General features: G+C 40.7%; 15 protein-coding genes. 11 read left to right on the plus strand and 4 right to left on the minus strand.

Annotated elements, in window-relative coordinates; genetic code table 11:
• Positions 1-109 precede the first annotated feature (109 nt).
• The 3 genes from Q0541_RS33835 to Q0541_RS33845 are packed head-to-tail and all read left to right on the plus strand — an operon-like array spanning position 110 to position 1,500.
• A complete protein-coding gene (locus Q0541_RS33835; protein WP_298921407.1) occupies positions 110-898 on the plus strand; it encodes a PP2C family serine/threonine-protein phosphatase in 789 nt (262 codons plus the stop codon).
• A gap of 6 nt (positions 899-904) precedes the next feature.
• Positions 905-1,111, plus strand: coding sequence for a hypothetical protein (locus Q0541_RS33840; protein ID WP_298921409.1), 207 nt, complete (start codon positions 905-907; stop codon positions 1,109-1,111).
• Positions 1,072-1,500 (plus strand): hypothetical protein, encoded by a 429-nt coding sequence (locus Q0541_RS33845; protein ID WP_298921411.1) that lies wholly within the window; start codon positions 1,072-1,074, stop codon positions 1,498-1,500. The genes Q0541_RS33840 and Q0541_RS33845 overlap by 40 nt, the downstream gene beginning before the upstream one ends.
• Positions 1,501-1,509: 9 nt before the next feature.
• On the opposite strand, the gene Q0541_RS33850 is transcribed toward Q0541_RS33845, so the two are convergent.
• The 3 genes from Q0541_RS33850 to Q0541_RS33860 all read right to left on the minus strand — a co-directional run bounded on the left by Q0541_RS33850 (position 1,510) and on the right by Q0541_RS33860 (position 4,027).
• Positions 1,510-1,707 (minus strand): hypothetical protein, encoded by a 198-nt coding sequence (locus Q0541_RS33850; RefSeq protein WP_298921413.1) that lies wholly within the window; start codon positions 1,705-1,707, stop codon positions 1,510-1,512.
• Between the two features lie 2 nt (positions 1,708-1,709).
• A complete protein-coding gene (locus Q0541_RS33855) occupies positions 1,710-1,856 on the minus strand; it encodes a hypothetical protein (protein ID WP_298921415.1) in 147 nt (48 codons plus the stop codon).
• Between the two features lie 518 nt (positions 1,857-2,374).
• Positions 2,375-4,027 carry a Ppx/GppA phosphatase family protein gene (locus Q0541_RS33860; RefSeq protein ID WP_298921418.1) on the minus strand — a complete coding sequence of 551 codons (1,653 nt, stop codon included), beginning with the start codon at positions 4,025-4,027 and terminating at the stop codon, positions 2,375-2,377.
• A gap of 480 nt (positions 4,028-4,507) precedes the next feature.
• Between Q0541_RS33860 and Q0541_RS33865 the strand changes: the two genes are divergently transcribed.
• From Q0541_RS33865 to Q0541_RS33900, 8 genes are all read left to right on the plus strand, one after another.
• Positions 4,508-5,389, plus strand: a complete 882-nt coding sequence (locus tag Q0541_RS33865) for a 4-hydroxybenzoate solanesyltransferase (RefSeq protein ID WP_298921420.1) — start codon at positions 4,508-4,510, stop codon at positions 5,387-5,389.
• 42 nt (positions 5,390-5,431) lie between these two features.
• On the plus strand, positions 5,432-6,202 hold the full coding sequence (locus Q0541_RS33870) for a thioredoxin domain-containing protein (protein ID WP_298921422.1): 771 nt from the start codon (positions 5,432-5,434) through the stop codon (positions 6,200-6,202).
• A 378-nt stretch (positions 6,203-6,580) separates the two neighbouring features.
• Entirely contained in the window at positions 6,581-7,066 is a 486-nt protein-coding gene (locus tag Q0541_RS33875) for a gluconokinase (RefSeq protein WP_298921424.1), read from the plus strand.
• A 142-nt stretch (positions 7,067-7,208) separates the two neighbouring features.
• Entirely contained in the window at positions 7,209-8,105 is an 897-nt protein-coding gene (locus tag Q0541_RS33880; protein ID WP_298921427.1) for an inositol oxygenase family protein, read from the plus strand.
• Positions 8,106-9,012: 907 nt separating this feature from the next.
• Entirely contained in the window at positions 9,013-10,026 is a 1,014-nt protein-coding gene (locus tag Q0541_RS33885; RefSeq protein ID WP_298921429.1) for an ABC transporter substrate-binding protein, read from the plus strand.
• Positions 10,027-10,146: 120 nt separating this feature from the next.
• Positions 10,147-11,199, plus strand: coding sequence for an ABC transporter substrate-binding protein (locus tag Q0541_RS33890; RefSeq protein ID WP_298921431.1), 1,053 nt, complete (start codon positions 10,147-10,149; stop codon positions 11,197-11,199).
• Positions 11,200-11,451: 252 nt separating this feature from the next.
• Complete coding sequence (locus Q0541_RS33895) at positions 11,452-13,008, plus strand: sugar ABC transporter ATP-binding protein (RefSeq protein WP_298921433.1); 1,557 nt, start codon at positions 11,452-11,454, stop codon at positions 13,006-13,008.
• Positions 13,005-14,003 (plus strand): ribose ABC transporter permease, encoded by a 999-nt coding sequence (locus tag Q0541_RS33900; RefSeq protein WP_298921436.1) that lies wholly within the window; start codon positions 13,005-13,007, stop codon positions 14,001-14,003. Before Q0541_RS33895 ends, Q0541_RS33900 begins: the two co-directional genes overlap by 4 nt.
• Positions 14,004-14,007: 4 nt before the next feature.
• On the opposite strand, the gene Q0541_RS33905 is transcribed toward Q0541_RS33900, so the two are convergent.
• A complete protein-coding gene (locus Q0541_RS33905) occupies positions 14,008-14,202 on the minus strand; it encodes a hypothetical protein (RefSeq protein WP_298921438.1) in 195 nt (64 codons plus the stop codon).
• Between the last annotated feature and the right edge of the window lie 3 nt (positions 14,203-14,205).

Genomic DNA, 14,205 nt, shown 5'->3' on the forward strand with positions numbered 1-14,205 from the left:
AATCTTACAATCTACTGAAGATTGTAATGAGACGGATGTGGCAAAGTAGGGCAGGTTGTAGCTTTATTGGCTGTGGGATGGGGTCAAATTACTAGTTAGAGGAAATTTTGTGAATTGGAAAGCTGTTCGGGATTACGCGATCGGAACAAGTCATCAAAACCAGGGGATACCTTGTCAAGATTATGGGGATTATCGCATCTTTAGTGATGTGATTATTGTAGGCGCAGTTGCTGATGGTGCTGGTAGTGCTAAATATTCTGATGTTGGTTCTAAGTTGGCGGTAGAAACGGTACTCAAATGCTTTTCTGATATTAATGAATATCCTCAAAAGCAAGAAGATTTAGAGCAAAGTTTTTCTCAACCACTGTCCAAAGAAGAAGCTGAGAAACTATTTGCTAAAATTGTAAAAATAGCTATTACAAAGTTATATGAACAAGCAGCCAAAGAAAATTATTCTGTCAATGATTTAGCTTGTACTCTTTTGGTTTTCGTGGCAACTCCTGACTGGGTTGTAGCTATGCAAATTGGGGATGGATTTATTGTGGTGCGTTCCCAAAACTCAGAATATCAACTGTTGTTTCAGCCAGATAAAGGTGAGTTCATCAATGAAACAACTTTTATCACCTCAACGAATGCAGTAAAAGATATGCGGGTAAAGGTTATTTCCGAAAAACAAGAGTTTATTTGTGCTTCCACTGATGGACTGGAAAAAGTAGCAATTCGCTTGAGCGACTGGAAACCCTTCCCACCTTTCTTTAAACCTTTCGAGGAATACTTGCACGATACTGTTAATCTAGAGGAGGATAAATATCTAACAGAATTCCTCAACTCTGAACGGCTAAATTCTCGCACTGACGATGATAAAACCTTACTTTTGTGCTTCTTTGATAGAGAGTAAAATTAGATGACAGTTCTCACCTGTGCTAGTACGGGAAAATCAATTACTCTGCTGGGTGAACCGATAGCTAATAGTGGTAAAGGTAAAGTTTTGCGAACTAATCACAATGGTTACTTAGCAAAAATTTACCACTCGCAAACTCTTGAGCAAGTGCAAAAGTCATTATCTATCAATTGTTGTTTGGTGAAACTCCTTTTCCGGGAGAGTGGATAGGCGCGGGAAAAATTCCAGAAACTAATGAACTTATCCGTCAGGGCTTATGGCTGTATGCACCAAACAGTTTATTTCAACCTGTAGAAAGTACTATTCCTCTTGAGATTGTTCACCCAGAGGTTCAGCGATCTTTCCTCAGATGCTTTAATGATGGTTATAAAAATTCTAATTTGCGCCCAACTGCTGGGGATTGGGTAAAGGCGCTCAGACTTGCTGTCAATAAGTTAACTATCTGTGGAAAGGTAGACAGCCACTATTACAGCCGAACTTATGGTAAGTGTTATTGGTGCGATCGCTCTACAAAACTTAGTGCTGATATATTTCCTGGGTTTGTTAGACCAAAACAAGCTGCTGTTGTTGAATCAACATCACAGCCTAAAGTTTTTTAGCAGAGAAAATTATAGAAATTCGGAATAATTAATAATAGCATACTGGTCAAATCCTAGCGATCGCACATTTTTTAAAAACTCTAAAGTAGCCTCGGTTTGCGGAGGTTCAATTTCCAAAGTCACTATTTCTAATTTTCCTTCTAAAAGTTGAATGAGTTTCTCTAGCGCTTCTTCTTTCGTCGCACTAGAACTTTTAATATCTGGCAAGCCTAGCACTCTAGCACTGTCGCACTAACCCTGCCATCTAGTTCATTTTCAATCAGTACATCGTAAGTCAACTTAGGTACAGTCTTAGTAGGGAAAGTTGTCACAGATAAATTTATCAGATTTTTACCTCCAGCTTTGATATCGATCATAGTTCTCAAAGCTGAAGAATTCTCACAATCACTAAATGCAAGCTACATGCTGAAGCCTAAGTATTCTCCAATGGAAAAAACTGAGCAATTTAGCCTGCTTGATTGAAATTTCATAAAAGGATATCTAAGTTTTCCCAGCTTAGATATCCTATAGCAACATAACCTACATTAAATAGATTGTTAACTCTAGTCTAATTATAATTCTAATTTTTGTTTTTAAACTAAGTAAGTAAGCAGTAAACAATTAAAGGTTTGCAATAAGTGCTAAAACCCTTGCTCAGAGCAAATTTAATAAATTTACATTGTGTAACATAGTTTGATTTATTCTTGCCCACTTACTTCTTTGGGTAGTTGATAAATTCATCCTTAAGTATGATGAAAAAGCATATGATAATTTCACTAAAATTTTGAAAGCATATGCGTAAATCACAAATAATTTGTAGTGGCGCATATATGAGCGCTTATACTTTATTCAGCAGGTGCGTTACACAGCATTAACGCACCCTAATTTCTAGTTTTTAGGAGAAGCTAGCAACGCTAGACTTTTCTAAAATCGCTACTAATTTTACACCAAATTCTTCCTCAAACACTCCTTTTTTATATTCTAAACTCCAGAGTTCTAAGGCGCAGTCATCATTAGGTTGAGATGGGAATATTAGTAAATTACACTGCCTCAATTGTGGATAACACTCACATTGCACTTGAGCGATCGCACCAATTTGTCGTCTATCTAATGCCACTGCCAATCTCAGAATCGCACTCAGTTGACTGACCATTTGTCGCTGCTGTTTAGTCAGCAAACTCTGGTAATTTTCATGTTTTTTCTTGGGCGGCGATTTGCGATGATAACGCGCTAAATTGGCAATGATTTCAATCTCAGTTTCTGTATAACCGAGTAACTCACCATTGCGAATTAGATAGTAAGAGTGCTTGTGGTGAGACGAATGACTGACATAATGACCGCAATTGTGTAAGATTGCAGCTGCCCACAGTAGTTGTCGCTCGTCAGATCCCCAGTGGTGTAATGTACCTTGAGTTTGGTCAAATAAACTCTGGGCAAATGCTGCCACGCGATCGCTGTATTCTAAATTGACGTGGTATTTATTAGCGAGTTTTAGAACATTGCGTTCCCGAACTGAACTTTGGTAGCGCAGCTTATCTTCAATTAAACCGTGGGCTAACATCCAGTCTACAATTACGCCTTCCCTCAGAGAACGCTCACAGACTGTGACCGATTCACTACCCAAAAGGGTCATCGCTTCCTGTAATATCACTGCGCCAGCGAGTATAACTTCAGCCCGCTTATCTGGCATACCGGGAATCCCAGCCTTTTCTGAGTTACTCAGTTTCCGCAAGCGATTTACCCACTCTCGCAAGTCTTTAAGACTGAACTGGTAGCCATTGAGAGTGGAAGGAATAACACCCGACTTTTCTCGTGCATGAATCATCGCTAGGGTTTCAATTGTGCCAGCCGTACCCACTAAACGCGGAGATTCTCCAAGTTCGAGGTTTGTTAGTACCTCATCCACGGAACGTTCTAACATCCCGCGTGCATAGGCTTGCAGATACTGAAACTCAGTGTTGCTGATGGGATCAGTGGTGATTAACTCGCTAGTGAGTCGTACTGCACCGACTTTGGTACTGGTGAGAGTACGCGCTTGGTGACTGTCGCCCAAAATTAACTCTGTGGAACCACCGCCAATATCAACAATCATGTGGGGCTGGTTGTGAAATTCCATCCCCGACAGCACGCCAAGGTAGATTCGTCGCGCTTCTTCTTGACCAGAAATCAAGTCAACGCTTAAACCCAACTCTGTTTCTATTCTGTGCAAAAAATCTTTCCCATTGGGGGCTTCCCGTACAGCACTAGTTGCCACAGCAATGATTGTTTCAGCGTTGATAGTTTTGGCAACTTCTTGGAAGCGTCCACAAGCCGCGATCGCCTTTTTAATTATCTCTGGTTTGAGTTCCCCAGTGGTAAGATTGCGATCCCCAAGTCTCACGGTTTCTTTTTCTCTGGCAATAATGCTGAAGGCTGGTAGTGTGGGATCAATTTTGACTACTACCATGTGTAGAGAATTTGTTCCCAAGTCAATGGCAGCAATAATCCGATCTTGCTTAGGTGGTTGAGTTGGAACACTCTCCCAGCTAGCCGAAACTAAATTCAGCATCTAGTTTTCTCTCTTTATAAGAAATGATGGCAAACGGTGATATGTCGGGGTAGCTGGCACTGATATTTGTTGCAATACACTTGCTCAAACTGAGTGCTGTTAGCAGATAGCTAGGGTTTAGCCCGTACTCAGTAAATTAAAAAATACTCAGCACTCTTCATTTTTGGTCGAGGGGAACTAAGCTAAGTATATTCACCCTACTGTTTCTAACCGTAGTGACTATTTAAAGATATTTTAAGTTGCCACTTGGGGTTATGTTTTTACAAATAACAAATAACGTTATTCTTTAGATGTAAAGAGATGTAAAGATGTGTGAATTAAAAAATAGAAAATTGGAATAGCCTGTTATCTGCTGGATTGATGCTGTATTATTGGCATAATTCGGCGAATAGAGGCATGTTTTTATAAATATCAAATAACGTTATTCTATAGATGTAAAGATGTGTGAATTCATCTATCTAAAGTTATTTGTTGATTTCTATGTTAACGACGCCAGAACGCCCTCAGCAACCAGTTTGGCTTGTAATTATCCGACTTTTGCGCTGGCATAAACCAGAAGGACGCTTAATCTTAATGATTCCTGCCCTTTGGGCTGTGTTTTTGGCAGCTTCTGGGAAACCGCCTTTGCCTCTGGTTGGTGTGATTATATTGGGTACTCTCGCCACGAGTGCGGCTGGGTGCGTTGTCAATGATTTGTGGGATCGGGATATTGATCCACATGTGGAGAGAACACGCGATCGCCCCCTGGCTTCTCGCGCCCTGTCTGTGAAAGTTGGGATTGTAGTCGCGATCGTATCGTTAGCATGTGCAGCTATCCTGGCCTTTTATCTTAACCCCCTGAGTTTTTGGTTATGTGTGGCAGCAGTCCCTGTAATTTTACTGTATCCAGGCGCAAAGCGGGTGTTTCCTGTGCCGCAACTGGTGCTTTCCATCGCTTGGGGTTTTGGGGTATTGATTAGCTGGAGTGCAGTGACACAAACCATCTCCCAACCAACTTGGTTACTTTGGGGCGCGACTGTACTGTGGACATTAGGATTTGATACACTTTACGCCATGAGCGACAAGGAAGACGATCGCCGCATTGGTGTTAATTCTAGCGCTCTATTTTTTGGGAATTATGCCCCTGTAGCTATTGGAATTTTCTTTGCTGGCACAATCTTGTTATTGGCTTGGTTAGGTGTGCTTATACATTTACATTTAGCCTTCTGGATTAGCCTTGCAGTTGCTACTATCGGATGGATTTGGCAGTCTCTGCGATTAAGACAGCGAGACTTACCTAATCCTGTTTATGGTAAAATGTTCCGGCAAAACGTGTGGATTGGTTTTATTTTACTTGCTGGGATGATTGCTGGATCTTTTTAACAAGTAAAAAGTAATGTATAGAATCCCCTGGAAGAAGTATTTATGGGTATATTATTTGATTTGTTTAGTCCCTTGTTTAAGTATGTGCGTACTTGGACAGCAATAGGTCTGCTATGTTTAGTTGTTGTCACCTGGTCAATTACTGCCCAAGCTGCTAGCCGCATTGATCCGCAACTGGAACAGCAAGTATTACAAATTCTCCGCGAACATCCAGAGGCAATTATCGAATCTGTTCAAGCCTATCAGCAGCAACAACAACAGAAAACAAAGCAAGCACAGCAAGCATTTTTACAGGATTTAAAGACGAATCCTCAAACAGTAATTGGTGAGTCTCCCACCACAGGTTCAACTCAATCAAAAACTGTGCTAATAGAATTTTCAGATTTTCAATGTCCCTATTGTGCTGAGGCGCATAAAACATTGAAACAATTGTTAGTAAAGTATCCAGATAAAGTAAGATTAGTTTACAAGAATTTACCGCTGACTTCAATTCATGCTGAAGCATTGCCAGCTGCGACAGCGGCTTGGGCAGCATATCAGCAGGGCAAATTTTGGGAATATCATGATGCGCTATTTACTAATCAAAAGCAATTAGGTGAGGCATTATATTTAGATATTGCTAAAAAACTGAAGCTAGATTTGGATAAATTTAAACGTGATCTTACTCTTGCTACTCCCGCCATTACAAAAGATATCCAATTAGCAGAGAAATTAGCTGTTTCTGGCACACCTTTCTTTGTAATTAATAGTCCAACTGTTTCAGGAGTGGTACAGATAGCAGATATCGAAAGTATATTGACTGGTGCTAAGTAAGTGGGCGTGAATAATTAAAGGTTTGTAGTAAGGACTTTTAGTCCTTAAAATAGGGCTAGTACCGCAAGGCGGAAGTCACTCATTCAAAAGTCAAAAGTATTACGGAATAGGCTTTTTAGGGTTTTTAAATGGTTGCTCTATTTACGCCGTGTTGTACTAGAGCCGCTTACTAAGAGACAATTTAATTAAGTTTACTACGTTGGCGATCGCCTTTGGAGTCACACCAGATAAGGTGGCGTTGTGGATTGGCGATGACGTGGTTACGGTCTTGAAGTATTACTGCTACCCAGAAATAATTTCGGCTGAGTGCCCAGAGTTTTGATTTATGCTACTCAAATGCTACTCAATCACTCTTAAAATTGCTGGGAAAAGCCGTCTATGATTATTGTCGTAATGGGTGTATCCGGTTCTGGCAAAACTACCATAGGAAAACTGCTAGCAGACTCGTTAGACTGGGAGTTTAGCGACGCTGATGCTTTCCACTCGCCAGAGAATGTTGAGAAAATGCGGCGCGGTATCGCTCTGAGTGAAGCTGACAGGACGCCTTGGTTGCAAGATTTGCAAACAGCCATAAAACATTGGCTGGAAGAAAATAAAAATGTAGTGCTGGCGTGTTCGGCTTTAAAAGCCAGCTATCGGCAATTTTTGGTATTGGATAGCGATCGCATCAAGCTAGTTTACCTCAAAGGGTCTTATGAGTTGATTCAAATGCGGTTGCAAGAGCGTCACAATCACTACATGACCGAAAAACTCCTCAACAGCCAGTTTATAACTCTTGAAGAACCATTAGACACTATATCTATGGATGTTGCACAGCCACCCCAGGTAATTGTCCAAAACATTAGAACGACTTTAGGAATTTAGCTTATTGGTTACAACTGCATGATAAAAAACTTAACATGCATTTCATGCACACCTGTGCAAAAATAATCTTACTTGCACACGTGTGCAAAATATGGAGCGTGAAAGTACCATTTAACAAATCAATATCGACAACTCAAAAGATATGTCTCAAACTCTAAGTAATGCCATCGACCAAGCTCAAAATAATCCTTTACATTCGCTAGAAGAATGGGAAGAAGACTTACTTAATCGCTATCCCGATCCGGACAGCATAGTTAAAGAAGGTAAAACCACCGAAGAGTACAGGAATTACGAAGCGCCGATTAGAGACACGGTGAAAGAGTTCTATCGGTTAAATCATATTAATCAAACCTATAATTTTGTATTGGAGAAAAAAGAACACTTTTTGAAGTTGGATAAGAAAGAAATGTCTGTCTGGGATGCATTGGAATTTTTGAATCAATTGGTTGATGATTCAGATCCTGATACAGACTTAGATCAGTTACAGCACCTATTGCAAACATCAGAAGCCATTCGCGCCGATGGTCACCCAGACTGGATGGTACTTACTGGCTTGTTTCACGATATGGGGAAGGTACTTTGTTTATTTGGTGAACCCCAATGGGCTACAGTAGGCGATACCTTTCCTGTGGGTTGTGCATTTTCTGATAAAATTGTTTTCTCGGAATTTTTTAAAGAAAACCTTGATTACAATAACTCTATATATAACACTACATATGGTGTTTACGAGCCGAATTGTGGCTTGAGTAATGTACATATGTCATGGGGACATGATGAGTATGTATATTACATGATGAAAAACTATTTGCCCGAATCTGCATTGTACATCCTCCGCTATCACTCATTTTATCCTCAACATCGCGAAAATGCTTACGAACATTTGATGGATAAACATGATAAAGAAATGTTTAAATGGGTGAAGTTATTTAATCCCTATGATTTGTATTCAAAGAACCCTAATCCTCCTGATTGGCAAAATTTAAAGCCTTACTATGAAGATTTAATGGCTAAATATTTCCCCTCAACCTTAAAATTATAAATTTCCGCTAATAGCAAAGGCAAATAATTTAAAAATCTCCTATAGATATTATAACTGATTGGGGTTGTGGAGATTGCGATTATTTTTCCCTAATACTGATCACGTCCGTTCTTTCACATCTTGACAACAGCAGTAATGGGTCGAGAATGACATGTTTGGTGTTCATTCCGACTCTATCCAAAGAATTGGTCGAGATATAACAAGACTAATGGCTACTTAGTATAACAACTAAGCGCACTTGATAAGCATATTTGAGTCAACTCTGAAAATAAGGCAACAGGATTTTTATATATGGTGATGGTCTGTAACTTTCTACCCCTAAAAGATAGATTTAAAAGTAAATATTTTCCTTCTATGATATTAAGTTTTCTTAATTAAACTTGAGTGAAATATGTTAGCTTTCTTAAAATTTAGCTCAGATGAAAGCTACTTGTTTTTGGCAAATACTCTGAAAAAAAAGCTTGAGTTAGGTAGAAATGGAAGAGTTTTATTTGTTTTGTAAAGTTCGATAAACGGGGATCATATTTATAATAATGCAGGTTAAACTAAAGGAATGTAAAACAAAATACAAATTCGCCGTTAAATAATATAAGGTGCTAAAGTTTTTACTTAGAACCTGCTTTGAGTTTACGTCCTTCAAATGTATTTTTAAAAAAAATGTGATTTTTTGATGTAGTGTAGCGTTCATCGTTTTGCTTTAATAAACAAAACATCTAATTTAGGTAAACTAATAGCACTAAATTCAATCACATCACATTATAAGACGTTTTAGAGGAGTTTAAATTGCCAAAACTAGCAGTAATGCTAGGTTATGTCTGAAGTTTTTAGACCTAGCTCATATTGTGATATATTGGCAAATTTATATTCTACTAATTTTTTTAAAATTTTAATCCGTTGTCATAAATAGATGAATATCAAGAGAATTTTGCTCATAGTTGGTATATTAGGTTTTGCTGTTGTTGGTTGCACTAATGGCGCTCAAAATAACAACACTGTTAGTAATACTGTTACTAACACTGCTACCAACACTATTTTAGAGAGTCAGGTTAGTAGTCCAAATAGAAAATTGCAGACAATCGGCGTTGCTCTTGGTGACTTGGGTAACCCGTTCTATAATGCAGTGCAGAAGGGAACTGAGATACAAGCCCAGAAAATTGGGGGGAATATCAGAGTTAATGCGGTTTCCAGTGGCTTTGACCTGAACCAACAAACTAACCAAATTGAAAATTTTACTGCTGCGAATACTGACCTAATTATCCTCAGCGCTGTTGACAAAAAAGGAGTTAAACCAGTAATAGACCAAGCAAAGCTTGCAGGTAAGGTTGTAATTGCGGTAGATTCAGCCGTTGATGCAGATGTGGATGCGATGATTAGTTCCAACAATACCCAAGCTGGAGAAGTTGCTTGCCAATATATTGCCGATCGCCTCAAAGGTCAAGGTAGTGTAGTCATCCTCAACGGAACTCCGATGGACTCAATAAATCAGCGAGTCAGTGGCTGCCAGAAGTCATTGTCCAAGTATCCTAAGATCAAACTCATCTCTAAAGACCAAAACGCCGAAGGGACTAGGGATGGAGGGCTGAGAGTGATGAGCGATTTGCTCACAACCTTTCCGAAAATTGATGCCGTTTTTGCCACTAACGATCAAAGCGGTGTGGGTGCAGATTTAGCAGCTAGACAAGCAAAACGTAAAGAATTTTTTATTGTTGGGGTTGACGGATCACCAGATGCAACCAAAGCAATGGAAGACAAAGATGGTGTATTTGCTGCAACTGCTGCTCAAAATCCCGCAGGGATGGCTCAAAAAGCGGTTCAGATTGGCAACGATATCATCCAAGGTAAAAAACCTGAGTCATCTGAGATTCTAATTCCAGTCAAGTTGGTTACTAGAGAGAACCTTAGCAGTTACAAAGGCTGGTAATTAGTAATTACAACACGCAGAAAAGGCATGGTACAGGAGGGTTACAATACTTTACTCTGTTTTTTTAACAATACATCGTTTCTAAATTTGGTGTAAGTAAGAATGACTTTTAGGAGATATATGAATGTGAAAAAGATTGCGTTTACCTCTGGTGTTGCGCTTCGCGTAATTGCAGCTAGCATACTAGGTATCATCAGTGGTAACCTTGTCGGCTGTACAAATGGTTCTCCCGATGGCAACACTGCTACTAACACTGATATTAAACCTGCTACCAATACTAGTGCAGAAATTAAAACCGCCACTGGGAATAGAAAATTACGAGCGGTTGGCTTCACCGTTGGCGATCTAAGTAACCCTTTCTTCGTCGTTATGGGACAAGCAGTTGAGGCAGAAGCGAAGAGAATTGGCGGAAAAGATGTCACCGTTATTGTAGCTTCCAGTGCCTATGACCTCAACCAACAAGCCAATCAAATTGAAAATTTTACTGCTGCAAATGCTGATATCATTGTTTTAAATGCTGCTGATAAAAGTGGAATTAGACCAATAGTTCAAAGAGCAAAACAAGCAGGTAGAATTGTCATTGCTGTAGATACAGGTGCAGAGGGAGGTGTGGATGCCACTATCACTACTAATAATATCCAAGCTGGAGAAGTTAGTTGCAAATATATTGCTGACCGCCTCAAAGGTAAAGGCAATGTAGTAATAGTTAATGGGCCGCCAGTGGACTCGGTGATTCAGCGAGTTAGTGGCTGCGAGAATGTATTGTCTAAATATCCCGATATCAAAATCCTTTCTAAAAACCAGAATGCAGACGGTAGTCGGGATGGAGGACTTAGAGTTATGACTGATTTGCTCACAACCTTTCCGAAAATTGATGCTGTTTTTGCCATTAACGATCCGAGTGGAGTTGGCGCAGAACTAGCAGCAAAGCAAGCACGACGTAAAGATTTCTTTATTGTAGGGGTTGATGGTGCGCCAGAAGCAATCACTGCGATCGGTTCTAAAGATAGTTTATATGCCGCAACTGCTACTCAAAATCCACGAGGGATGGCCCAAAAAGCAGTTCAGGTTGGCAACGACATCTTAAATGGTAAAAAACCTGAGTCACCTACCATTCTGATTCCAGTTAAGTTGATCACAAAAGATAATGTCAGCACAGAAAAAGGCTGGTAAATAATAAAAATTGTGAATTTGCAATTAAAAATTATTTCTAATCTGAGTTGAGTCTTTTGGTGCATACTCATGATGTATATATGTGCATCTGAGAAATTTTCTAAATGTTGAAAGACAAAGTTTACAAGTTTCCCAGATAGTGGTCGGTTTTAAAACATGATTTTGTGATGATTTTAATTTCAGATCATTTTTGAGTTTATTGATTTCTAACTCACAATTGCAACTTTTAAATTGTTTTTAGAGGAACTGTTGATGACAAAAAGTACTGAAACCTCATTTCCTGATGCACCAACCACCACCCCTGTATTAGAAATGCAAGGGATTACCAAGCGATTTCATGGTGTATCTGCGCTCCAAAATGTTAATCTCACGATTTATCCAGGAGAAGTTCACGCCCTCATGGGTGAAAATGGAGCAGGCAAAAGCACATTGATGAAGATCCTGGCTGGGGCTTACATTGCTGATGAAGGAGAAATTCGCATCAATGGTCAACCCCTGAAAATTACCGATCCGGGGACAGCACGCAAGGCGGGGATTAATCTTATTTATCAAGAACTGAATGTTGCACCTAATTTAACCGTTACCGAAAATATGTTTATGGGTAGCGAGTTGCGGCGAGGTCAGTTTTTAGACCGCAAAGGGATGCACCTGGAAGCAGAGCAAGTGCTGGAAAGCCTTGGAGCCAATTTTACAGCGCAGACTGTAGTTGGTACTTTGTCGATCGCAGAACAGCAGCAAGTAGAAATTGCCAGAGCATTAAAAGACAAAAGCCGCGTTTTGGTAATGGATGAGCCAACAGCAGCCCTGTCTGACCGCGAGAGTGACCATTTGTTTGAGGTAATTCGCAAACTGCGGCGTGATGGCATTGCCATTATCTACATCAGCCATCGCATGGAAGAAATCTATGCCCTAGCTGACCGGATTAGCGTACTGCGCGATGGTCAATATATTGGCAGTCTGACACGCAGTGAAATTTCTCCACAGCGATTGGTGCAGATGATGGTCGGTCGCTCCATGCAAGACTTTTACGAACATCAACGGCAAATGAATCCGGGGCCAGTCGTGCTGTCAGTCAGAAATATGAGCGATGCGCGTAAGAAGGTTGAGCCGGCTAGTTTTGAACTTCATGCTGGAGAAATTCTGGGTTTAGCAGGGCTGGTTGGTGCAGGACGCACAGAACTATCCCGGCTGATTTTTGGTGCAGACCGTAAAGCCAGTGGTGAAGTATTTTTGAATGGCAAAAAACTGGAAATTAATACCCCCAGTGATGCGATCGCTGCGGGAATTGGCTACGTCCCAGAAGACCGCAAAGACCAAGGTTTATTTCTGGAGATGAGTTCCCGCAAGAATATTGCCATTAACACACTCAAGCAAGATGCAAAGGCTGGAATTGTTAACTGGCCTTCAGTGAATCGGCTGTCAACAGAGGCGGTGGAAAACTTTAATATCTGCCTAGCCAATTTGGAAATTAGAGCGCTCGATCTTTCTGGTGGTAATCAGCAGAAACTACTGCTAGCACGTTGGTTAGCCATTAAGCCCAAAGTACTGATGTTAGATGAGCCGACACGTGGCGTAGATATCGGTGCTAAAAGCGAAATTTACCGAATTATGAGCGAATTAGTAGCACAAGGTGTTGCTATTTTAATGGTTTCCAGCGAACTATCGGAGATTGTCGGCATGAGCGATCGCGTCTTAGTGATGCGAGAAGGCCAGCTGGTAGGCGAACTGGACGGCAGTCTTGGTAAAGAAATTACCCAAGAAAAAATTATGCACTATGCAACTGGAGCATCGGAGGTATTAGAATCATGAGTCAGACAGTCAGACCGCCTGCCAAGAAATTAGCAAACAATCCCACATCCCGCAACCGGAAATCAATTAGCACTCTACTGGAAGTTGCGGGTATTCTGCCAATCCTAGTAATTATCTGCATCTTATTTGCATTCCTTTCTCCCAACTTCCTCACAGGCGGTAACATCGTTAATATCTTGCGTCAGGCATCAATCAATATTGTGCTGGCGACAGGAATGACCTTTGTAATTCTCACCGGAGGTATTGACCTTTCCGTTGGGTCAATATTGGCTGTTTCTGCCGTAGTTGCCCTGCTGGTATCACTACTACCGACTTTAAGTTGGGCGGCTGTACCTGCTGCATTGCTAGCAGGATTGCTTTTAGGCTTACTCAACGGCGCTCTCATTACCTTTTTGGATGTGCCACCTTTTATTGTCACACTGGGTTCACTTACAGCCTTGCGAGGTGTTGCCTTTTTAGTTGCCAAGGGGACAACGCTGATTAACCGTGACATAAATTTTGCTTGGGTGGGTAATACATATATTGGCCCCTTTCCTTGGTTAGTAATAATTGCGCTACTGACTGTGATAGTTAGCTGGTTTGTGCTGCGGCAAACTGTTTTAGGAGTGCAGATATATGCTGTCGGTGGTAACGAGCGGGCAGCCAGATTAACTGGGATTAAAGTTAATCGTGTCTTGTTATTCGTCTACGGTATTAGTGGATTACTGGCAGGTTTAGCAGGAATCATGAGCGCCAGCCGTCTTTATAGTGCTAGTGGCATCGTAGGTCAAGGTTACGAATTAGATGCGATCGCAGCTGTTATTCTTGGTGGAACCAGCTTCACAGGCGGTATTGGTACCATAGGCGGCACACTTCTAGGTGCATTAATCATTGCTATTCTCAACAACGGTTTAACTCTGTTGAACCTATCTTACTTCTGGCAGCTAGTCGTCAAAGGACTAGTAATTATTTTGGCAGTAACAATTGATCGGTTACGCAGACGTTCCAGACGGTAAAGAATTAATTTCTTTGGGAATTGGGCATTGGGCATTGGGCATTGAGAATAGAGGATGAGTCTTTGAACTTCATTAATGAGCCTTTGAACTCCATTAATGAGCCTTTGAACTCCGTTAATGAGTCTTTGAACTCCGTTAATGAGTCTTTGAACTCCGTTAATGAGCCTTTGGTTTCTACTCTCCTGCCCCCAATCCCCAATCC

Origin of the sequence: uncultured Nostoc sp., assembly GCF_937863485.1 — a bacterium.
GTDB lineage: Bacteria > Cyanobacteriota > Cyanobacteriia > Cyanobacteriales > Nostocaceae > Nostoc.